This is a genomic window from Jatrophihabitans cynanchi (assembly GCF_027247405.1).
Classification (GTDB): domain Bacteria; phylum Actinomycetota; class Actinomycetes; order Mycobacteriales; family Jatrophihabitantaceae; genus Jatrophihabitans_B; species Jatrophihabitans_B cynanchi.
Map to the genome: position 1 here is coordinate 1,812,896 of NZ_CP097463.1, position 19,633 is coordinate 1,832,528.

Genomic DNA, 19,633 nt, shown 5'->3' on the forward strand with positions numbered 1-19,633 from the left:
GCGGGGCGAGCAGGTAGCCGAGCCGCCCACACCAGCGTCGGCTCACCCGCAGATCCCGAACGATCGCCGCGTACTCGTAGTAGTCCGGATCGCTGGCGTGGTGCACGCGGTGGTGCGAGGGCGTCGCGGGCGCAGAGCGAGACGGTCAGGACGGCGCGGCCCGCATCGCGCGCGTCTGCTCGATGCGCGCAGCCAACTCGTCGTCCGCGGGGTAGCGGACCTCGACCAGGGTGAGCCCGTGCGCCGGCGCCACCGATGCCGCCGCCCGCTCGGCCCGCGGCAACTGGGCGGCCGGCCAGGACGGCTGCTTGCGCCCCTCGCCCACCGCGATCAGGGCGCCGACGAGCGAGCGCACCATCGAATGGCAGAACGCGTCCGCCTGTACCGTGCACGCGATCAGCTCGCCGCCACGCACGACGTCGAGCGCCTGCAGGGTGCGGATCGTGGTGCCGGTGTCACGCGGCTTGCAGTACGCGGCGAAGTCGTGCAGGCCCAGCAACTCGCTCGCCGCGGTGGCCATCGCGGTCTCGTCCAGCCGGCGCGGCCAGCTCAACACGTGGCGGCGGAGCCGCGGATCGGGCACGCCGTCGCAGATCAGGTACTCGTAGCGCCGCCAGAGGGCGCCGAACCGGGCGTCGAACTCGGCCGGCACCGCCCGCGCGGCGCGCACCCGGACGTCGGCCGCGAGCAGCCGGTTCAGCCGGTGCGCCAGCCGGTCGCCCTCGGCTGCCCAGGTCGGCGCCGCGACGTCCAGGTGCGCCACCTGCCCGCTCGCGTGCACGCCGGCATCGGTGCGTCCGGCCACCGTCACCGCGACCGGCCGGCGCAGCACGGTGCCGAGGGCGTCCTGCAGCACCCCTTGCACCGTGCGCAGGCCCGGCTGCGCGGCCCAGCCGGCGAAGTCGGTGCCGTCGTAGCTCAGCTCCAGCCGGACACGAACGAGCCCGCCGGCCGCTGAGTCATCAGCGGGCTCGGCGGGCTCGTTCGGCGAACTCACCACGCGGGACTACTTCGCGTCGTCGGCTTCCGCGTCGTCGGCTTCCGCGTCGCCCTGCGCGGCGGTGTCGGCCGAATTCGCGGCACCAGCCTCGGCCTCGCCAGCAGCCTCGTCCGCAGCCTCGTCAGTCACCTCGTCCGCGGCCGCGTCGGTCTCCTCGACACCGGCGGACGCAAGCGAACCGGTGTCCGCACCGGCCTCCAGCGCGGCCTCGTCAGCGCTGGCGACGGACGTGTCCTCGTCGGCGCCGGCGGCCTGCTCGGCGACAGCCGCGGCGGTGGCGGACTCGGCGGCCGCCTCCTGCGCGATCTCGCGAGTGCGGCCGGTCGGCGCCTTCTTGGCGGCGGTCCTGGTGCCGCGCGCCCGCTCGGCCTCCTTCACGACCGTCCGGAACTCCTCGACGATCTCGATGATGGCCATCGGCGCGTTGTCGCCCTTACGCGGATTGGTCTTGATGATCCGCGTGTAGCCGCCCGGCCGCTCGGCCATCTTCGGGCCGATCTCGGCGAACAGCTTGTGCACGACGTCCTTGTCGCGGATGACCGTCATGACCTGACGGCGCGCGTGCAGGTCCCCGCGCTTGGCGAAGGTGATCAGCCGCTCGGCCAGCGGGCGCAGCCGCTTGGCCTTGGCCTCGGTGGTCGTGATCCGGTCGTGCTCGAACAGCGAGGTCGCCAGGTTCGCGAGCATCAGCCGCTCGTGCGCGGGCGAGCCACCGAAGCGGGGCCCCTTCGTAGGCGTAGGCATGTCGTGCTCCTCAGTGACCCGAAAACGGATCAGGTTCTGTGTGTTTGTCGGGGAGGACTTACAGCTGCTCGGTCTCGGCGAAGTCGCCGTCGCCGTTGTCGAAGTCGTCGTCGCCGTACGACTCGACCGAGGTGGGCAGCTCGAATCCGGGCGGGCTGTCCTTCAGGGCCAGGCCCAGGCCGTGCAGCTTGATCTTGACCTCGTCGATGGACTTGGACCCGAAGTTGCGGATGTCCAGCAGGTCGGCCTCACTGCGTCCGACGAGCTCACCCACGGTGTGGATGCCCTCGCGCTTGAGGCAGTTGTACGAGCGGACGGTGAGGTCCAGGTCCTCGATCGGCATCGAGAACGCGGCGATGTCGGCCACCTCGGCCGGCGACGGTCCGACGTCGATGCCCTCGGCCTCCTCGTTCAGCTCGCGGAACAGGCCGAACAGCTCGACCAGGGTGTGGCCGGCGCTGGCGACCGCGTCGCGCGGGGTGATCGAGCTCTTGGTCTCCACGTCGACCACGAGCCGGTCGAAGTCGGTGCGCTGCTCGACACGGGTGGCCTCGACCGCGTACGTCACTTTCAGCACCGGCGAGTAGATCGAGTCGACCGGCACGCGGCCGATCTCCTGCCCGGGCTGCTTGTTCTGTACCGCGGTGACGTAGCCGCGCCCACGCTCGACGACCAGCTCGATCTCCAGCCGGCCCTTCTTGTTGATCGTGGCGATCTTCAGGTCGGTGTTGTGGACGGTGACCCCGGCCGGCGGCGCGATGTCCGCGGCGGTGACCTCGCCCGGGCCCTGCTTGCGCAGGTACATGACCACCGGCTCGTCGCTCTCGGAGCTGACCACCAGCTCCTTGAGGTTCAGGATGATGTCGGTGACGTCCTCCTTGACCCCTTCGACGGTGGTGAACTCGTGCAGCACGCCGTCGATGCGGATGCTGGTGACGGCCGCACCGGGAATCGAGGACAGCAGCGTGCGCCGCAGCGAGTTGCCGAGGGTGTAGCCGAAGCCGGGCTCCAGCGGGCCGATGATGAACTTCGACCGGGTGTCGGTGATGGGCTCCTCGGTGACCGAGGGGCGCTCGGAGATCAGCACTGGTGTGCTCCTTGTAGGTCGTGGACGCCCGCTATATGACGTCCTGACTATTCGTTGTGCAGCGTCGTGATCACCCCGCTGCGGGGCCTGCTTACTTCGAGTACAGCTCGACGATCAGCTGCTCCTGGACCGGGATCTCGATCTGGGCCCGGACGGGGAGCGAGTGAACGAGGATGCGCAGCTTGTTCGGCACGATCTGCAGCCAGGCCGGAACCGGTCGCTCGCCGAAGGTCTCGCGGGCGATCAGGAACGGCGTCGTCTCCAGGGACTTCGGCTTGACGTCGATGATGTCCCACTGCGACACGCGGTAGCTGGGGATGTCGACCTTGTGGCCGTTGACCAGGAAGTGGCCGTGGCTGACCAGCTGGCGGGCGTGGCGGCGGGTGCGCGCCAGGCCGGAACGGTAGATCACGTTGTCGAGCCGGGACTCGAGGATCTGCAGCAGGTTGTCGCCCGTCTTGCCCTGCCGGGAGACGGCCTCTTCGTAGTAGCGACGGAACTGCTTCTCCAGCACGCCGTAGCTGTACTTGGCCTTCTGCTTCTCCTGCAGCTGCAGCAGGTACTCGCTCTGCTTGATGCGCGAGCGGCCGTGCTGGCCGGGCGGGTACGGACGGCGCTCGAATGAGCTGTCGCCGCCGACCAGGTCGACGTTGAGCCGGCGCGAGATGCGGGTCGCGGGACCGGTGTAGCGAGCCATCTAGATCAAACCCTCCGGCGCTTCGGCGGACGGCAACCGTTGTGCGGCTGCGGGGTGACGTCGGAGATCGTGCCGACCTCCAGGCCGGTGGCCTGCAGCGAGCGGATCGCGGTCTCGCGGCCCGAACCGGGGCCCTTGACGAACACGTCGACCTTCTTCACGCCGTGCTCCTGCGCCTTGCGCGCTGCGTTCTCGGCGGCCATCTGCGCGGCGAACGGCGTGGACTTGCGCGAGCCCTTGAAGCCGACGTGCCCTGCCGACGCCCAGCTGATCACGTTGCCCTGCGGGTCGGTGATCGAGACGATCGTGTTGTTGAACGTGCTCTTGATGTGGGCCTGGCCCACGGCGATGTTCTTCTTCTCCTTGCGGCGGACCTTCTTGACCGCTCCTTTTCGTGCCGGACCCGGCATTACTTCTTACCTGCCTTCTTCTTGCCGGCAATGGTCTTCTTCGGACCCTTGCGCGTGCGGGCGTTGGTCTTGGTCCGCTGGCCGTGCACGGGCAGGCCGCGGCGGTGCCGGATGCCCTGGTAGCAGCCGATCTCGATCTTGCGGCGGATGTCGGCGGCAACCTCGCGGCGCAGGTCGCCCTCGACCTTGAAGTTGGCGTCGAGGTAGTCGCGGAGCTTGACGAGGTCGTCGTCGCTCAGGTCGCGGGCGCGCAGGTCGGGGCTGACCCCGGTGGCCTCGAGCGCCTGCTTGGCGCGGGTACGGCCCACGCCGTAGATGTAGGTGAGCGCGATCTCCATCCGCTTCTCGCGGGGGAGGTCGACGCCGGCAAGTCGTGCCATACGGGCGGTTCTCCTGAATCTGTTACGTCGAAGGTGTGGTGCGCACCCGCCCGGCTGTTGTTCCGGGGGCCCTGCCCCGGATACCGGCTCCGGCCTTCGCCCGGAGGTGGACCTGACCGATGCGGTCAGGTTGGCGTGCGCTTAGTGGTGCGGCTGCTCAGCCCTGGCGCTGCTTGTGGCGCAGGTTCTCGCAGATCACCATGACCCGACCGTTGCGACGGATGACCTTGCATTTGTCGCAGATCGGCTTGACGCTCGGCTTGACCTTCACGGTCGCGTTTCCTTTGCAGTGAGCTCGGTGGCAGTGATGGCTACCGGTAGCGGCTTACTTGTAGCGGTAGACGATGCGCCCGCGGGTGAGGTCGTACGGCGAGAGCTCCACCACCACGCGGTCCTCCGGGAGGATGCGGATGTAGTGCTGACGCATCTTGCCGCTGATGTGGGCGAGCACCTTGTGTCCGTTGCTCAGTTCCACCCGGAACATCGCATTGGGAAGTGGCTCGACCACGCGGCCTTCGACCTCGATGGCCCCGTCCTTCTTGGGCATATCCTCCGCTTTTCGTCGCTAATTCGGTCCGTGCACCGGCGCTGCACACGAGGGTCCACCTCTTCGACCCGCGGCCACAGCGGGCATGGGAAAAGGGGCGGCAGGCGCCAACGACCGAGTCTACCCGGCGGCGTGTCCCCTTGCCAAAACGCCCCTGCCGGCCCTCGGCTGCGCCCAGACCAGTGGCGTGACCAGGATCGCGGCGAGGGCGACGATCAGCGCGATCCGGGGCGAACCGTTCGCCATCGCGAGGAACACCGCGAAGCCGAGCGCGAGCGTGCCCAGCCGGGCCAGGCGACGCGTGGCGTCGGTGCGCCGGCGCAGCGCGGCGATCACGAACGCGGCCGCGGCGAACACCACGAACGCCCGGATCGGCGACTGGCTGACGTTGGTCACCTGGCCCGGGACGTAGTAGCCGGGCAGATAGGTGTCCGGAGTGCAGTAGGTGTACTCGGTGTAGCCGCAGTCGCCGTACATGGTGATGCCCGGGCTCAGGAAGCCGGCACCGACGTCCCAGACCAGCCCCATCGGTGCCAGGCAGAGCAGCGCGGCCGTCCAGAGCCGCACGGCGACCGGCAGCCGCGCGAACGGATCGCGCATCACCAGGTGTGACCGGCCGATGGCTGGCCGCCGGCCGGGGACTTGCCCGGCGCGACCCAGGCGGCGACGGCGCCCGCGGCCACGCCGATCGTCGTCAACAGCGAGGTGTTGGAGCCGACCGACGGAAGCACGAACAGCACCCAGTACAGGACGAGTGCACCGGCACCCACGACGGCGGTCTGCCAGGCGCGCGCCGCGGTCATGCCGAAGCTGTGGCCCGCGACCGGCGCGAGAGTCAGCACCGCACCGGCGATCGCCAGACCGCCCCAGGCGTGCACCGAGTGCCACGCGTTGGCGCCGTCCTCCTTGAGCGAGATGCCCAGCACCACGCCGAGGATGCTGACCAGCCCGAGTGTCCAGACGAGGGCGGACGTGCGGGACACCGGCTGTGCGCCGGTCGCGGCGTACGCACCGGTCCAGCCGGCCGGCGGTGGCTGCATCGGCTGGCCCACCGGATAGCCGGGCTGGGTGGGGGTGCCCTGGTACGGGGCCTGGTACGCGGCCTGGTGCGGCTCCTGGTACTGCGGCTGGTACGGGGGCTGGTACTGCGGCTGGTGCGGCTGTGCGATCGGGCCCTGCTGCGGATGCGTCACGGTTCCTCCACGGACTGCGGCGCGCCAGCACGCCGCGAATCCCCGACTCTAGCGGGCAGTGAGCCGCGCGACGAAGGTGTACCGATCGCCGCGGTACCAGCTGCGCACCCACTCCACCGGCTCGCCGTTCGCGTCGAAGCTGTGCCTGCTGAGCACGAGCATCGGCGAACCGGTGTCGGTGTCGAGCAGGTCGGCCTCCCGCGGTGAGGCCGCGGCCGTCTCGATCGTCTCGTCAGCCGTGACCGGGACGACGCCGTACTCGTCGTCCAGCACCCGGTACAGCGACGCCGCGCGGCGCAGCTTGGCGATCAGCCCGGGAAAGCGTGCCGCCGACAGCTGCGAGGTCTCCACCGCCATCGCGGCCCCGTCGACCAGGCGCAGCCGCTCGATCACGTACACCGGCGCGCCGGCGTTGATCCGCAGCCGCCCGGCGACCTCTTCGCTCGCGCGCCTGCGCCCGGTGTCGAGCAACTGGGTCGTCGCGGCGTAGCCGGCGGCGGCGGCCTGCTCGGTGAAGCTGGTCATCTCCAGCGGCCAGCTGATCTTCGGCTCGGCGACATACGTGCCCGAGCCCTGTCTGCGCACCAGGCGGCCCTCACCGACCAGTTCGCTCAGCGCCTGTCGCACCGTGGTTCGCGAGGTGCCGAGTTCGACGGTGAGCACCCGTTCGGTCGGGACGAGGCTGCCCGGCGGCAGCGAGCTGATCAGCTCGAGCAGGTGCCGCTTGACCACGTAGTACTTCGGCTCGCGCGGCGCGCGCTCGTTCGCTGCGACGACCACCGAATCTCCTTCACGCCGTGCCTGCCGAACCGTACGCATGTCTACACCATTGACACCCACGGGGTAACCCGGCACGCTCAAAGTTGTCTAGTCCATTTACTCTATGGCATCGCGGAGCACTCCTTGTCGATCGATCCTCACATCCGGCGCCTGGCGCTGTCGTGTCTGCTGCTCGGCTTTCAGGGGCCGACCCCGCCGCGGTGGCTGCTGGACTGCCTCGCCGACGGGCTGGGCGGTGTCGTGCTGTTCGGCTCGAACCTGCGCGGGAACGACGTGCGGGCGCTGACCGAGTCGCTGCGCAAGGCGGCCGGGCAGGACATCGTCGTGGCGCTCGATGAGGAAGGCGGTGACGTCACCCGCCTGGACGACACGCGCGGCAGCGCGAGCCCGGGCGCCGCCGCCCTCGGCTTCCTCGACGACCCGGTCGTGACCGAGCAGGTGTACGGCGCGATCGGAGCACGGCTGGCGCACTGCGGTGTGACGCTCGATCTGGCACCGGTCGCCGACGTCAACCTCGACCCGCTCAACCCGGTGATCGGGGTCCGCTCCTTCGGCGCCGATCCCGAGGTCGCGTCACGCCAGGTCGCCGCGGCGGTGCGGGGACTGCAGCACAGCGGGACCGCGGCCTGCGTCAAGCACTTCCCCGGGCACGGGGCGACGCGCGCCGACTCGCACCATCAGGTCGCCACGCTGGATCGTTCACGTGCGCAGTTGGAGTCGGTCGAGTACGCGCCGTTCCGCGCCGCTATCGCCGCGGGCGCGCGCTCGATCATGACCGGCCACCTGCTCGTGCCGGCGCTGGACGCCGGCAACCTGGCCACGGTCAGCGCCGCGATCACGACCGGGGTGCTGCGCGACGAACTCGGCTTCACCGGCACCGTCGTCACCGACGCGCTCGAGATGCGTGCGCTGTCCGGGACGATCGGCATGCTCGACGGCTTCGTCCGAGCGCTCGCCGCCGGCGCCGACGCGATCGAGACCGGAGCGCTCGAGCATCCGCAGCTCGTCGCGGAGATCCCGGCGGCCGTGGCACGGGCGATCGACGGCGGGCAGCTCACCCTCGAGCGGCTGCGCGACGCAGCGGCCCGCACGGCGCGACTCGCCGGGCCGGGCGACCCGTCCGCCGGGTTCGATCCCGACATCGCGGCCGGTGCCGCCGCCCGCTGCATCGAGGTGCTCGGCACGTTGCCGCCGCTCACCGCGCCCCTGGTGCTCGAGTGCCGCCCGCCGGGCGGCATGGCCTCCGGTGAGCTGCCGTGGACCCTCGCCGAACCGCTCGCCGCCCTGGTTCGCGGGACGCAGGTGCTGACCGTCCGCGGCCCGGACGACCTGGCCGCGATCGCGCCGCGTTCGGCGGGGCGATCGCTGGTGGCCGTGGTCCGCGATCCGGCCCGGTACCCGTGGCAGCAGCAGGTCGTGGCCGCGGCACAGGCACATCCGGCCGCAGTGCTGGTCGACGTCGGCTGGCCCGGCCCGTCCGCGCCGCAGTTGCCGGCAATCCGCACGCGCGGCGTGGCGCCCGGACTGCTCGCCGCCGCGGCGGCCGTCCTGGCCGGAGCGGATCGATGAGCGCGCCACAGCCCGGGGCGCTGATGGCCGCGGAGATCGCCGAGCAGCCGGCGGCCCTCGCCCGGCTGCTCGAGGACAGCGAGCAGGTGCGCGAGGCGGCCGGGCGGATCCGTCGCGCCGCGCCCCGCTTCCTGCTCGCCGCCGCCCGCGGTACCAGCGATCACGCCGCGTTGTATGCCAAGTACCTGGCCGAGATCCGGCTCGGGCTGCCCGCCGGGCTCGCGTCCCCGTCGTCGATGACCGTGTACGGCTCGCGCCCGAACCTGGCCGAGGTGCTGTTCCTCGCGGTCAGTCAGTCCGGCGGGTCGCCGGACCTGGTCGACTCGACCGCCGCGGCCCGCGAGTGCGGCGCCCTGACCGTGGCGGTGACCAACGCGCCGGACTCGGCACTGGCCGCCGCAGCCGAGATCCACGTCGACATCCGCGCCGGCACCGAACGGGCTGTCGCTGCCACCAAGACGTACACGGCGGAACTGCTCGCGCTGTACCTGTTGCTGTCCGGCGAACGGCCGCCGGCCGGCGCGCTGCCGGATGCGGCGGAGCGGACGCTGGCCTTCACCGCGCCCGAGCAGGTGGCCGCCCGCTACGCCGGCGTCGACCGGCTGGTGGTGACCGGGCGCGGCTACTCCTACCCGAGCGCCCGCGAGGCGGCACTGAAGCTGATGGAGACGAGTTACCTGTCGGCTCAGGCGTTCTCCGGCGCGGACCTGCTGCACGGGCCGCTCGCCATGATCGACGCGGATGTTCCGGTCATCGCGATCACCTCGCCGGGACGCGGCGGAGCAGCGATGATGCCTGTCGTGGAACGACTGCGCGACAACGGCGCCGCGGTGCTGCAGGTCGGGCCGGCCGACGGGCTGCCGCTTTCCACCGACGGGATCGCCGAAGAACTCCTGCCGATCCTGGAGATCCTTCCGTTGCAGCGGCTCGCGCTGCGCCTCGCCCTCGACCGCGGCCGCGATCCGGACCGCCCGCGCGGCCTGTCGAAGGTGACGCGTACGTGGTGAGCGAGCGGCCCGAACTCGACCTGCTGCCCACCCGCGCCGTCGTCGAGCTGCTGCTGGACGGTGAGCAGCGGGTGGTGCCCGCGGTGCGCGCGCAGGCCGCCGCGATCGCCGGCGGTGCGGACCTGATCGCCGCGCGGATGCGCGCCGGCGGGCGGTTGCTGTTCACCGGCGCCGGGACATCCGGACGGATCGCCGCCGCCGAGGCGGCCGAGCTGCCGGGGACGTTCGGGCTGGACCGCGCGCTGGTCGCCGCGCGGGTGGCCGGCGGGGCGGTCGGCACCGACGAGCACGAGGACGACCTGGCGGGCGCGCAGGCCGACCTGACGGCGCTGGCGATCACCGCCGGCGACGTGCTCGTCGCGGTCGCCGCCAGCGGGACGACGCCGTACACGCTGTGCATCGCTGGGGCGGGGCGCTCGACGGGCGCGCAGGTGATCGCCGTCGTCAACGTCCCGGCATCGCCGCTGGCCGACCTGGCCGACGTCGCCGTGGAGGCGGTGGTCGGCGACGAGGTGCTGCGCGGCTCGACCCGGCTGAGCGCGGGCAGCGCACAGAAGATCGCGCTCAACGCGCTGACCACGGCGGCCATGGTCCGCCTCGGCCGGGTGCACGGCGACCTGATGCTCGACGTGGTCGGGGCGAACGCCAAGCTGCGCGCGCGATCCGCCGGCATCGTCGCCGAGATCGCGGGCTGCTCGCCGGAGGCCGCCGCGCGCGCCCTGGCGAGTTGCGGTTCGGCGCGTGCCGCGGTCGTGCATCTCGTCCTGGGTCTTCCGCCGTCGGTGGCCACTGCCCGTGCGGCGCAGCACATCACACTTCGGGACGCACTGCGATCGAACTCTTGACACCGTAAATGGTCTAGGCCAATATCCGAAGTTGTCTACATCAATCGTGGTAGGTCAACTCAACCGGAGGCGAGCTTGAAGCGCAGAGCACTGGCCGCGATCCTCGCGGTCGCAACGGCGGCCGCACTGGCGACCGCGTGCAGTTCCTCGAAGTCGTCCGGTGGTGATGGCAAGGGGCTGGCACTGAGCACCGAGGGCAAGGGCAAGACGGTCACCGTGTGGCTGCAGGGTGATGCCAAGGGCTGGCAGGACGTGGTCGACCAGGCCAACCAGCGTTTCGAGCAGGAGACCGGCGCCAAGGTCGATCTCCAATGGCAGAACTGGCAGAACTACACCACCAAGCTCGACTCGACGTTCGCGGGCAGCACCGGCATCCCGGACGTGGTCGAACTGGGCAACACCCAGATGGCCTCGTACATGGCGGCGGGCGCGTTCGCCGACCTGTCGAGCCTGAAGAGCAAGTTCGACAACAGCGACACCTGGATGAAGGGCCTGCTCGACACCACCGTCTACAACGGCAAGCAGTACGGCGTCCCGTACTACGGCGGCGTGCGCACCGTCATCTACCGCAAGGACATGTGGCAGGCGGCCGGCATCACCACCCCACCGACGAGCCTGGATGAGCTGTACTCGGACCTGGACAAGCTCAAGGCGGCCCACTCCAGCGACCCGAACTTCTCGGCGTTCTACATGCCCGGCCAGTACTGGTACGCGGCGATGACCTTCGTCCATGACGCGGGGAGCACCATCGCCACCGAGAAGGACGGCAAGTGGACGGCGCAGCTCAACAGCGCCGAGGCGCAGAAGGGCCTGGAGAACTGGAAGAAGCTGGCCACCGAGTACTCCTCGGGCGGTGCCACGAAGAACGAGGCCGACCAGGACGGCGTGATGGCCAAGGGGCACGTTGCCACGATCTTCGGCAGCGGCTGGGAGATGGGTGTCGTCGCCGACCCCAAGACGGGTGACCCGAAGCTCAAGGACCAGCTGGCCACCTTCGCGATGCCGAGCGAGACCGCGGGCAAGTTCATGCCGAGCTTCTTCGGCGGCTCGGACCTCGCGGTGCCCGCCAAGGCGAGCAACCAGGGCCTGGGCGCCGAGTGGCTGCGGATCTTCACCGACCAGAAGAGCATGACCGCGCTGGCGAAGTACGCGATCCCGAACTCCAGTTCCCTGCTGGACACCTACCAGAGCCAGTCCGACGCGAACAAGATCAGCGGCCAGGCCGCGCAGCAGACCTGGGTGACACCGACGTCGCCGAACTGGGCGAACGTCGAGAGCGGCAACATCCTGCAGAACATGCTGCAGGACATCGTCACCGGTAAGAGCAGCATCGCCGACGCCACTAAGGCCGCCGACGACAAAATCGACAGCACGCTCAACGCGACCGGCTGAGCCGGCCGCGGACCGGAGCACGACGAGCCGGTGCCGGATCGCCTCCGGCACCGGCTCGCGCCACGAGAAGGAGGTGATCGCCGTGACGGCAGACCGTCCCGGCCGCGTCGGCGGTTTACGCGCAACCGGCCTGCCGTACCTGCTGATCCTTCCCGCCGTCCTGATCGTGGTGGCGGTCGCGGGCTGGCCGCTTGTCAAGATCGTCGTCCTGTCGCTGTCGAAGCAGGAGAGCAGCAAGTTCGCGCTGTTCCACCACCGCGGCAGCACGCCGTTCGTCGGCCTGGACAACTACACGGCCGTGTTGACCGACTCGAACTTCTGGACCGTCGTCATCCGCACGGTGGTCTTCACCGCCGTCAACGTCGTCATCAGCCTGCTCCTCGGGATGGCCTTCGCGATCCTGATGAACCGGGTCTCCAACTGGGCCCGGCTGCTTCTCACCGCGGTGCTGCTGTTCGTCTGGGCAGTGCCCTCGACGGTGTCCAGCCAGGTCTTCTACTGGATGTTCAACAACCAGTTCGGCGTGGTGAACTACCTGCTCGGCAAGCTGCCCGGCGTGCACCTGCAGGGTCACGACTGGTTCGCCGACCCGGTGCAGGGGCTGGCCGTCGTGTCCGTCGTGGTCATCTGGGGTGCCCTGCCACTACTGGCGATCTCGCTACACGCCGGGCTGACCCAGGTGCCGCCCGACGTCCTCGAGGCCGCCCGCGTCGACGGGGCATCCAGCTGGCAGAGCTTCCGGAACGTGACGCTGCCCTACCTGCGTCCGCTGCTCATCATCATGACCACGCTGTCGATCATCTGGGACTTCGGCGTGTTCAACCAGATCTTCTTCATGCGCAACGGCCACCCGGAGCCCGGTTACCAGACGATCGGCGTCTACATGTACGCCGAGGGAGTCGGGAGCAGTCGCTACAACGTGGGCTCGACGATCGCGATCCTGATGATGGTGGCCGTGTTCGCGATGATGGCGGTATACATCCGCCAGTTGATCCGGATGGGCGACACCGAATGACTACCCCGGACGTGATCACGACATGACGGCAGTGATCAGGGCGCACGTCGATCCGGCCGACCCCGCCGAGCGAGCGGCGACGACGGCTGCGGCCGACCGGCCACAGCCGCGCAGCCGCGCCCGCTGGGCGTGGAACGCCCTCGCCGTACTGCTGTCGGTGATCCTGGGTGCGCCGATCTACTGGATGCTCATCACCTCGTTCATGACGGGCGCGGACCTGAGCAGGTCGACCCCGCAGTTCGTCCCGGTCCGGCCCACCCTGCGCGCGTTCCGCGAGATACTCGGCGATCCGGTGTTCCGGCAGAACCTGCTCAACACCCTGATCATCACGCTCGCCGCGGTCCTGATCAGCCTCGTGGTCGGCTTCCTCGGTGCACTCGCGATCGCGCGACTTCGCTTCGCCGGACGCAAGGTGTTCGTCCTCACCGTGCTGGTCGTGCAGATGATCCCGCTGCTCGCGCTGACAATTCCGCTCAGCCTGCTGCTGGACCAGTTCCAGCTCAAGAACAGCCTGACCGGCGTGATCATCTCGTACCTGATCTTCTCGATGCCCTACACCGTATGGACGTTGCGCGCCTTCATCGCCGGCATCCCGAAGGAGCTGGACGAGGCCGCGATGGTCGACGGGTGCACGCGTTGGCAGACGTTCTACAAGGTCATCCTGCCGCTGACCGGACCGGGGCTCGTCGCCACCGGCGTGTACTGCTGGATCCTTGCCTGGAACGAGTTCGTGGTCGCGAACACACTGCTGCTCGACAACAACAAGCAGACCCTGATGGTGTACCTGTTGCAGTTCCAGGCCAGCTCGACACACGGCGCGGACTACGCCGGGCTGATGGCGGCGGCGACGCTGACCTCACTGCCCGTGGTGGTCTTGTTCGTCATCTTCCAGCGCCGCATCACCGCCGGCCTGACCGCGGGGGCGGTGAAGGGCTGATGGGCGTGATCGGCATCGACGTCGGCGGCACGAGCATCAAGGGCGCCCGGTTCGCCGACGACGGCAGCATCGCCCGCCGCGGCGTCGTGCCCACGCCGCAGCACGACGTCGCCGCTACCGTGCGCGCCCTCGCCGCCGAGCTGATCGACGGCGGCAACATCGACGGCGGCAGCATCGACGGCGGCAGCGTGACGGCGGTGGGCGTGGCCGTCCCGGGAATCGTCGAGGACGGTGTCGTGCGCTACGCGGCGAACCTGGCCTGGCGGGACGTCCCGCTGCGCGCCCTGCTCGCCGATGCGCTCGGGCTGCCGGTCACCGTCGCGCACGACGTGGGCGCCGCCGCGCTGGCCGAGGCCGGCGACGACGAGCTGCTGTACGTCTCGCTCGGCACCGGCATCGGTGCCGCGCTCGTGGCTGGCGGGCAGGTGCGGCACGGCGCGACCGGCCAGGTCGCCGAGATCGGCCACATCCCGGTGTGGCCGGACGGCGAACCGTGCGCGTGCGGGCAGTTCGGCTGCCTCGAGGTGTACGCATCCGCTGCCGGCGTGGCGCGCCGCTACGGCCGGCCGGGGGCGACGTCGGCCGACGTCCTCGCGCGGTCGGGGAGCGAACCGGCCGCCGGTGCCGCCTGGTCGGACGCCGTCACGGCGCTCGGCCTCGCGCTGGCGACCGCGACCCTGCTGTTCGACCCGGCCCGCATCGTGCTGGGCGGCGGTCTGGCCCAGGCGGGCGACCCGCTGCTGGCACCGGTGCGCGCGGCGCTGGCGGGACGGCTGACGTGGCGTTCCGCGCCACCGGTCGTGGCCGCGCGATACGGGCTGGACGCCGGGGTGCGCGGTGCCGCACTGCTTGCCGAACGCCTGCCGGCGGGAACTGCCGACACTGACGCTGGAGAGGTTGGTCGCGCGCGATGACGGTACTGGCAGGTGCTCGGGTAGTGACCCCGGACGGCGTGCTCGAACCGGGTTGGGTGTCGATCGACGGCGGCCGGATCGCCGCGGTCGGAGCCGGCGCGGGGCCGCCGGGAGCCGAACCCGTCTCCGGCTGGCTGCTGCCCGGCTTCATCGACCTGCACGTCCACGGCGGCGGCGGTCACGACTTCACCTCCTCGCCGGCAGACATGGCCGCCGGTGTCGAGTTCCACCGCCGGCACGGCACCACCCGCGCGCTCGTGTCGCTGATGGCGGGCGGGATCGACGCGATGTGCACGCAGCTGGGCTGGGCCGCCGAACTGGCCGGGTCCGGCGCGATCCTCGGCGCCCACCTCGAAGGCCCGTTCCTGGCGTCGGCTCGCTGCGGCGCGCAGAACAAGGCACATCTGCTGGCTCCGGACCCGCTGGTGCTCGCCAAGCTGCTCGACGCCGGCCAGGGCACCGTGCGCACCGTGACGATCGCGCCGGAGGTACCCGGCGCGATCGGCGTGGTCGAGGCGATCGTCGCGGCCGGTGCTGTCGCGGCGGTCGGGCACACCGATGCCACCTACGAGCAGGCGAGCGCGGCGTTCGCGGCCGGCGCGTCCCTCGCCACCCACCTGTTCAACGCGATGGGTTCGATGAGCCAGCGCGCGCCCGGACCGGCCGTGGCCGCGCTCGACGCCGGCGTGTACGTCGAGCTGATCAATGACGGCGTGCACGTGCACGAGGCCCTGGTCCGGTTGGCCGCCCGCGTCGCCCCCTCGCGGCTGGCCCTGATCACCGACGCGATCAGCGCGACCGGCGTGGGCGACGGGCACTACACGTTGGGCGACCAGGCCGTCGTGGTCGAGTCCGGCAGGGCGAGGCTGGCCGGCGACGACCGGCTGCGGCTGGCGGGCAGCACGCTGACCATGGACGTGGCGGTGCGGCGCGCGGTGCAGTCGGTCGGGCTGTCGATCGAGGCCGCCGTCGCCGCTGCGTCGACCAACCCGGCGCGGCTGCTCGGGCTGTCCGGCGTGTGCGGAGCGATCGCCCCGGGTCTGGCCGCCGACCTGGTGCTGATGGACGACGACCTTCAGGTGCAGCAGGTGATGAGGGCCGGCGCCTGGCTCTGACCCCAGACCTTCTCCGTTGAGTGGCGGGTTACGCGTTCAGTGGCGGGCTACAAGCCGCCACTGAACCGGAAAGCCGCCACTCAACGGGAGCAGCGGGGGGGGTGTGGACAAGCTGGTCCTCGTCCACAGACGGGGGCTGACCGGTCGCGTCGGGTGGGCTTGTTGCGCACACTGCCGGACATGGCTGAGCTGATTCGCGTCACCCGGGGGGTATGGAGACGTGCGGACGAGGTCTGCGATCTCGCCGCGCGATGCGCCGCCATCCTGAGCGCATGTCCGGACGGCAGCGTCGTGGCCGGGCGGGCCGCCGCACAACTGCACGCCCTCTGGCTCCCTCCAGGCGCTGCCGGCACCGTCGATGTCGTGCTTCGACGCGACGCGGTAGTCCCGCGCGCCCACTCGCACAGCATGCGCGGCGAACTGCGCAGCCGCCGCCGCACGCTGCACCCGGACGAGATCGTGCTTGTCCAGGGCGTGCCGGTGACCAGTGCGGCGCGTACCTGGCTCGACCTTTCCGAGTCTCTGGCGATGCCCGACCTGGTGGCGCTGGGCGACAGTGTCCTGCGCGGAGGCGATACCGCGCCGGCCGAGCTCGCCGGCGTCGTGTCCCGGGGATACCACCGCCGGGGCGTCGTTCGGGCACGTCAGGCATTGCCGCTGCTGAACGCGCGCTCGCGGTCCCGTCCGGAGAGTCACTTCAGGTATGCCCTTGTCAGCGCAGGACTCCCGACGCCGGACGTCAACCTGCCGATCTACAACGAGCTTGGCGAGTGGCTCGCCGAACCTGACCTGAGCTATCCGGACGCGATGTTGGCGCTGGAGTACAACGGCGCCGAGCACGCCGAGGCGACCCGGATGCGACGCGACTACACCCGCACGTTCGACGTGCAGTACCGAGGCGGCTGGCGCGTGGAGACGTTCGGACCGGCCGAGATCTTCGGGCGACCGGATCAGACGGCACAGTTCGTCAAGGAGCTGCGGCGCGAACGGCTCAGCCGCCGCCGCATCGCCTGACTGGTGCGGTACAACGGGGCGCGCCAGGACGCACCGAGCCGCCCTTCTCCGTTGAGTGGCGGGTTACGCGTTCAGTGGCGGGCTACAAGCCGCCACCGAACCGGGAAACCGCCACTCAACGGGAGCAGCCACGGGACGGGCTCAGGCCGCGTACGCGCTGAGCTCGATGCCGCGCTCGGCCAGGGCGGCGCGGCCACCGTCCTCGGCGGTCAGCACCCACGGGCCGTCCTGCAGGATGGCCACCGTGTGCTCCCAGTGCGCCGCCCATGAGCCATCGGCCGTCGACACCGTCCAGCCGTCGTCCAGCTCCTGCGTCGCCCGCGAGCCGAGCGTGATCATCGGCTCGATCGCGAGCGTCATGCCCGGCGTTAGCCGCGGGCCCTTGCCGGCCCGGCCGTGGTTCAGGATGTGCGGCGCCATGTGCATGGCCGTGCCGATGCCGTGGCCGCCGTAGCCGGTGACGATGCCGTAGCGGCCGGAGGCCCGGACCGAACTCTCCACCGCGTGCGAGATGTCGGTCAGCCGGCCACCGGACCGCGCCGCCGCCAGGCCGTCCCACAACGAGCGCTCACACGCCTCGGACAACGCCCGCGCCTCGTCGGAAACCTCGCCCACGCAGACCGTGATGGCCGCATCGCCGTGCCAGCCCTCGACGATCGCGCCGAAGTCGATCGAGACGAGGTCGCCGTCGGCCAGCTTCTCCGCCGCGGACGGGATGCCGTGCACGACCCGGTCGTTCACCGATGCGCAGATGACCGCGGGATACGGCCCGTTGCCGATGTCGTAGTGCAGGAAGGACGACGTCGCGCCGGCCTCGCGCAGCACGTCGCGGGCGATCGAGTCCAGGTCGGCGGTCGACACGCCGGGGGCGGCCGCGTCGTGCATCGCCGTCAGCGCGCGCGCCACCACCAGGCCCGCTCGGCGCATCAGCGCGATCTGGTCCAGGTCCTTGATCTCGATGCGCTCGGGGAACGTCCGCATGGCCTCAGCCGGCGAACGGAGCGAGCGCGGCGATGGCCCGCTCGGTGACGTCCTCGACGGTACCGAGCGCATCGATCGAGACCAGTTGGCCACGCCCGTCGTAGAACTGGACTAACGGCGAGGTCTGGGCGGAGTACACCTCGAGCCGGTGCCGCACGGTGTCCGGGTAGTCGTCGTCTCGGTGGTAGAGCGCACCGCCGCACTTGTCGCAGACGTCCGGTCTGGTCGTCGGGTCGTACTCGACGTGCCACACGTGGCCGCACTGCTTGCAGGTGCGCCGCCCGGACAACCGCCGCACCACCTCGTCGTGGTCGACCTCCAGGTCCAGCACCACGCTGAGCGAGCGGTCGAGCGAGGCCATGATGCCGTCCAGCTCGCGAGCCTGCAGCACGTTGCGCGGGAAGCCGTCCAGCAGGAAGCCCTCGACGGCGTCGTCCTGCGCCAGCCGGTCGCGCACCATCGCGTTGGTGACCTCGTCGGGCACGAGATCGCCGGCGTCCATGTACTTCTTGGCCAGCCTGCCGAGCTCGGTCCCGCCGGACACGTTGCTCCGGAAGATGTCCCCGGTCGAGATCTTCGGGATGGCGAAGTGCTCGGCGATGAATTCGGCCTGGGTCCCCTTCCCGGCACCCGGCGGGCCGACGAGTACCAGCCTCATCAGCGAAGGAATCCCTCGTAGTTGCGCTGCATCAGCTGGCTCTCGATCTGCTTGACCGTGTCCAGGCCGACGCCGACCATGATCAGCACCGCGGTGCCGCCGAACGGGAAGTTCTGCGCGTTGCTGCTGGTGATCGAGAAGAAGAAGTTCGGCAGCACCGCCACGATGCCCAGGTACAGCGAGCCGGGCAGCGTGATGCGGGACAGCACGAACTGCAGGTACTCCGCAGTCGGGCGCCCGGGCCGGATACCGGGGATGAAGCCGCCGTACTTCTTCATGTCGTCCGCGCGCTCGACCGGGTCGAACGTGATGCCGACGTAGAAGTAGGTGAAGAAGATGATCAACGCGAAGTAGACGATGATGTAGACCCACGACGACTGGTTGATCAGGTAGTTGTTCACCCAGCGTTCGAAGGCCGAGGCCGAGGTGCCGTTGCTGGTCAGCTGGCTGATCAGCTGCGGGATGTAGAGCAACGAGGAGGCGAAGATGACCGGGATGACGCCCGCCTGGTTCACCTTCAGCGGCAGGTAGGTGGACGTGCCGCCGTACTGGCGCCGGCCGACCATCCGCTTGGCGTACTGCACCGGGATCCGGCGCTGGGCCTGTTCGACGAACACGACCGCGATGATGATCGCCAGCCCGAGCGCGCAGATCAGGGTGAAGACGAACCCGCCGGCGTTCTGCAGGATCGTCTGGCCCTCGTTGGGGATGCGCGCCGCGATCGAGGTGAACATCAGCACGCTCATGCCGTTGCCGACGCCGCGGTCGGTGATCAGCTCGCCGAGCCACATGATGATGCCGGTACCGGCCGTCATGCACAGGACCATCGTGGACAGCGTCCACATGTCGTCCTTGTACAAGATCGCGCCCTGGCAGCTCGGGAACAGCTGCCCCGAGCGCGCCAGCGCGATGAACCCGGTCGACTGCAAGATGCCCAGGCCGATGGTCAGGTAGCGGCTGTACTGGGTCAGCTTCTGCTGGCCGGACTGCCCCTCCTGCTTGAGCTGCTCGAAGCGCGGGATGACCACGACCAGCAGCTGGATGATGATGCTGGCCGTGATGTAGGGCATGATGCCCAGCGCGAACGCGGACAGCCGAAGTAGCGCACCGCCGGAGAACAGGTTGATCAGCGAGTAGACGTTCGCGTTGTCGCCGGCCTGTGCCTGGTTGATGCAGTCGTTGATCGCATGCGTGTTCGTGTTCGGGGTGGGCACCGAGGCGCCCAGCCGGTACAGCGCCAGCATGGCCAGGGTGAACAGCAGCTTCTTGCGCAGGTCCGGCGTTTTGAACGCCGATGCGAATGCGCTGAGCACGTGTCCTCCTGCGGAGCTGATCCGGTGTGCGCCAA

23 protein-coding genes are annotated in these 19,633 nt (G+C 70.2%); 9 read left to right on the forward strand and 14 right to left on the reverse strand.

Annotated elements, in window-relative coordinates; genetic code table 11:
• Positions 1-145: 145 nt before the first annotated feature.
• The 11 genes from truA to M6B22_RS08745 all read right to left on the reverse strand — a co-directional run bounded on the left by truA (position 146) and on the right by M6B22_RS08745 (position 6,877).
• Positions 146-997, reverse strand: coding sequence for a tRNA pseudouridine(38-40) synthase TruA (truA, locus tag M6B22_RS08695; RefSeq protein WP_269445375.1), 852 nt, complete (start codon positions 995-997; stop codon positions 146-148).
• A gap of 9 nt (positions 998-1,006) precedes the next feature.
• Complete coding sequence (gene rplQ, locus M6B22_RS22140; protein ID WP_407935598.1) at positions 1,007-1,744, reverse strand: 50S ribosomal protein L17; 738 nt, start codon at positions 1,742-1,744, stop codon at positions 1,007-1,009.
• A gap of 58 nt (positions 1,745-1,802) precedes the next feature.
• A complete protein-coding gene (locus tag M6B22_RS08705) occupies positions 1,803-2,831 on the reverse strand; it encodes a DNA-directed RNA polymerase subunit alpha (protein ID WP_269445376.1) in 1,029 nt (342 codons plus the stop codon).
• A 91-nt stretch (positions 2,832-2,922) separates the two neighbouring features.
• Entirely contained in the window at positions 2,923-3,528 is a 606-nt protein-coding gene (gene rpsD, locus M6B22_RS08710; RefSeq protein ID WP_269445377.1) for a 30S ribosomal protein S4, read from the reverse strand.
• 5 nt (positions 3,529-3,533) lie between these two features.
• Entirely contained in the window at positions 3,534-3,938 is a 405-nt protein-coding gene (gene rpsK / locus M6B22_RS08715; RefSeq protein ID WP_269445378.1) for a 30S ribosomal protein S11, read from the reverse strand.
• Positions 3,938-4,318: a 30S ribosomal protein S13 gene (gene rpsM / locus M6B22_RS08720; RefSeq protein ID WP_269445379.1), complete on the reverse strand. Its 381-nt coding sequence runs from the start codon at positions 4,316-4,318 to the stop codon at positions 3,938-3,940. The genes rpsK and rpsM overlap by 1 nt, the downstream gene beginning before the upstream one ends.
• A 157-nt stretch (positions 4,319-4,475) precedes the next feature.
• Entirely contained in the window at positions 4,476-4,589 is a 114-nt protein-coding gene (rpmJ, locus tag M6B22_RS08725; protein WP_062069916.1) for a 50S ribosomal protein L36, read from the reverse strand.
• A 54-nt stretch (positions 4,590-4,643) separates the two neighbouring features.
• Positions 4,644-4,865: a translation initiation factor IF-1 gene (gene infA / locus M6B22_RS08730; protein WP_091360043.1), complete on the reverse strand. Its 222-nt coding sequence runs from the start codon at positions 4,863-4,865 to the stop codon at positions 4,644-4,646.
• Between the two features lie 120 nt (positions 4,866-4,985).
• Positions 4,986-5,465, reverse strand: a complete 480-nt coding sequence (locus M6B22_RS08735; RefSeq protein ID WP_269445380.1) for a hypothetical protein — start codon at positions 5,463-5,465, stop codon at positions 4,986-4,988.
• Positions 5,465-6,058 (reverse strand): hypothetical protein, encoded by a 594-nt coding sequence (locus tag M6B22_RS08740; protein ID WP_269445381.1) that lies wholly within the window; start codon positions 6,056-6,058, stop codon positions 5,465-5,467. Before M6B22_RS08740 ends, M6B22_RS08735 begins: the two co-directional genes overlap by 1 nt.
• A gap of 48 nt (positions 6,059-6,106) precedes the next feature.
• Positions 6,107-6,877 carry a GntR family transcriptional regulator gene (locus tag M6B22_RS08745; RefSeq protein ID WP_407935599.1) on the reverse strand — a complete coding sequence of 257 codons (771 nt, stop codon included), beginning with the start codon at positions 6,875-6,877 and terminating at the stop codon, positions 6,107-6,109.
• A gap of 84 nt (positions 6,878-6,961) precedes the next feature.
• Here M6B22_RS08745 and M6B22_RS08750 point away from each other — a divergent pair, with 84 nt between their 5' ends.
• From M6B22_RS08750 to M6B22_RS08790, 9 genes are all read left to right on the forward strand, one after another.
• Entirely contained in the window at positions 6,962-8,407 is a 1,446-nt protein-coding gene (locus tag M6B22_RS08750) for a glycoside hydrolase family 3 protein (protein ID WP_269445383.1), read from the forward strand.
• Positions 8,404-9,414 (forward strand): SIS domain-containing protein, encoded by a 1,011-nt coding sequence (locus M6B22_RS08755; protein WP_269445384.1) that lies wholly within the window; start codon positions 8,404-8,406, stop codon positions 9,412-9,414. Before M6B22_RS08750 ends, M6B22_RS08755 begins: the two co-directional genes overlap by 4 nt.
• Positions 9,411-10,259, forward strand: coding sequence for an N-acetylmuramic acid 6-phosphate etherase (locus tag M6B22_RS08760; RefSeq protein WP_269445385.1), 849 nt, complete (start codon positions 9,411-9,413; stop codon positions 10,257-10,259). Before M6B22_RS08755 ends, M6B22_RS08760 begins: the two co-directional genes overlap by 4 nt.
• 75 nt (positions 10,260-10,334) lie before the next feature.
• Positions 10,335-11,651, forward strand: a complete 1,317-nt coding sequence (locus tag M6B22_RS08765; RefSeq protein ID WP_269445386.1) for an extracellular solute-binding protein — start codon at positions 10,335-10,337, stop codon at positions 11,649-11,651.
• A gap of 82 nt (positions 11,652-11,733) precedes the next feature.
• On the forward strand, positions 11,734-12,666 hold the full coding sequence (locus M6B22_RS08770; protein ID WP_269445387.1) for a carbohydrate ABC transporter permease: 933 nt from the start codon (positions 11,734-11,736) through the stop codon (positions 12,664-12,666).
• A gap of 22 nt (positions 12,667-12,688) precedes the next feature.
• On the forward strand, positions 12,689-13,603 hold the full coding sequence (locus M6B22_RS08775) for a carbohydrate ABC transporter permease (protein ID WP_269445388.1): 915 nt from the start codon (positions 12,689-12,691) through the stop codon (positions 13,601-13,603).
• Positions 13,603-14,517: an ROK family protein gene (locus M6B22_RS08780; protein ID WP_269445389.1), complete on the forward strand. Its 915-nt coding sequence runs from the start codon at positions 13,603-13,605 to the stop codon at positions 14,515-14,517. Before M6B22_RS08775 ends, M6B22_RS08780 begins: the two co-directional genes overlap by 1 nt.
• Positions 14,514-15,632, forward strand: a complete 1,119-nt coding sequence (nagA, locus tag M6B22_RS08785; protein ID WP_269445390.1) for an N-acetylglucosamine-6-phosphate deacetylase — start codon at positions 14,514-14,516, stop codon at positions 15,630-15,632. The genes M6B22_RS08780 and nagA overlap by 4 nt, the downstream gene beginning before the upstream one ends.
• 180 nt (positions 15,633-15,812) lie before the next feature.
• Complete coding sequence (locus M6B22_RS08790) at positions 15,813-16,646, forward strand: hypothetical protein (RefSeq protein ID WP_269445391.1); 834 nt, start codon at positions 15,813-15,815, stop codon at positions 16,644-16,646.
• Positions 16,647-16,787: 141 nt separating this feature from the next.
• Here the strand turns inward: M6B22_RS08790 and map are convergent, their stop codons facing one another.
• The 3 genes from map to secY are packed head-to-tail and all read right to left on the reverse strand — an operon-like array spanning position 16,788 to position 19,598.
• Positions 16,788-17,627 carry a type I methionyl aminopeptidase gene (gene map / locus M6B22_RS08795; protein WP_269445392.1) on the reverse strand — a complete coding sequence of 280 codons (840 nt, stop codon included), beginning with the start codon at positions 17,625-17,627 and terminating at the stop codon, positions 16,788-16,790.
• Positions 17,628-17,631: 4 nt separating this feature from the next.
• Positions 17,632-18,285 (reverse strand): adenylate kinase, encoded by a 654-nt coding sequence (locus M6B22_RS08800; protein WP_269445393.1) that lies wholly within the window; start codon positions 18,283-18,285, stop codon positions 17,632-17,634.
• Positions 18,285-19,598 (reverse strand): preprotein translocase subunit SecY, encoded by a 1,314-nt coding sequence (gene secY / locus M6B22_RS08805; protein ID WP_269445394.1) that lies wholly within the window; start codon positions 19,596-19,598, stop codon positions 18,285-18,287. The genes M6B22_RS08800 and secY overlap by 1 nt, the downstream gene beginning before the upstream one ends.
• Positions 19,599-19,633 lie beyond the last annotated feature (35 nt).

What these genes read in the sequence shown, in the direction of transcription:
- rplQ (WP_407935598.1), bottom strand. Translation starts at nt 1,744, where the DNA reads ATGCCTACGCCTACGAAGGGGCCCCGCTTCGGTGGCTCGCCCGCGCAC.
- rpsD (WP_269445377.1), bottom strand. Translation starts at nt 3,528, where the DNA reads ATGGCTCGCTACACCGGTCCCGCGACCCGCATCTCGCGCCGGCTCAAC.
- rpsK (WP_269445378.1), bottom strand. Translation starts at nt 3,938, where the DNA reads ATGCCGGGTCCGGCACGAAAAGGAGCGGTCAAGAAGGTCCGCCGCAAG.
- rpsM (WP_269445379.1), bottom strand. Translation starts at nt 4,318, where the DNA reads ATGGCACGACTTGCCGGCGTCGACCTCCCCCGCGAGAAGCGGATGGAG.
- infA (WP_091360043.1), bottom strand. Translation starts at nt 4,865, where the DNA reads ATGCCCAAGAAGGACGGGGCCATCGAGGTCGAAGGCCGCGTGGTCGAG.
- M6B22_RS08735 (WP_269445380.1), bottom strand. Translation starts at nt 5,465, where the DNA reads ATGCGCGATCCGTTCGCGCGGCTGCCGGTCGCCGTGCGGCTCTGGACG.
- M6B22_RS08745 (WP_407935599.1), bottom strand. Translation starts at nt 6,877, where the DNA reads ATGCGTACGGTTCGGCAGGCACGGCGTGAAGGAGATTCGGTGGTCGTC.
- M6B22_RS08755 (WP_269445384.1), top strand. Translation starts at nt 8,404, where the DNA reads ATGAGCGCGCCACAGCCCGGGGCGCTGATGGCCGCGGAGATCGCCGAG.
- M6B22_RS08775 (WP_269445388.1), top strand. Translation starts at nt 12,689, where the DNA reads ATGACGGCAGTGATCAGGGCGCACGTCGATCCGGCCGACCCCGCCGAG.
- M6B22_RS08780 (WP_269445389.1), top strand. Translation starts at nt 13,603, where the DNA reads ATGGGCGTGATCGGCATCGACGTCGGCGGCACGAGCATCAAGGGCGCC.
- nagA (WP_269445390.1), top strand. Translation starts at nt 14,514, where the DNA reads ATGACGGTACTGGCAGGTGCTCGGGTAGTGACCCCGGACGGCGTGCTC.
- M6B22_RS08790 (WP_269445391.1), top strand. Translation starts at nt 15,813, where the DNA reads ATGGCTGAGCTGATTCGCGTCACCCGGGGGGTATGGAGACGTGCGGAC.
- map (WP_269445392.1), bottom strand. Translation starts at nt 17,627, where the DNA reads ATGCGGACGTTCCCCGAGCGCATCGAGATCAAGGACCTGGACCAGATC.
- M6B22_RS08800 (WP_269445393.1), bottom strand. Translation starts at nt 18,285, where the DNA reads ATGAGGCTGGTACTCGTCGGCCCGCCGGGTGCCGGGAAGGGGACCCAG.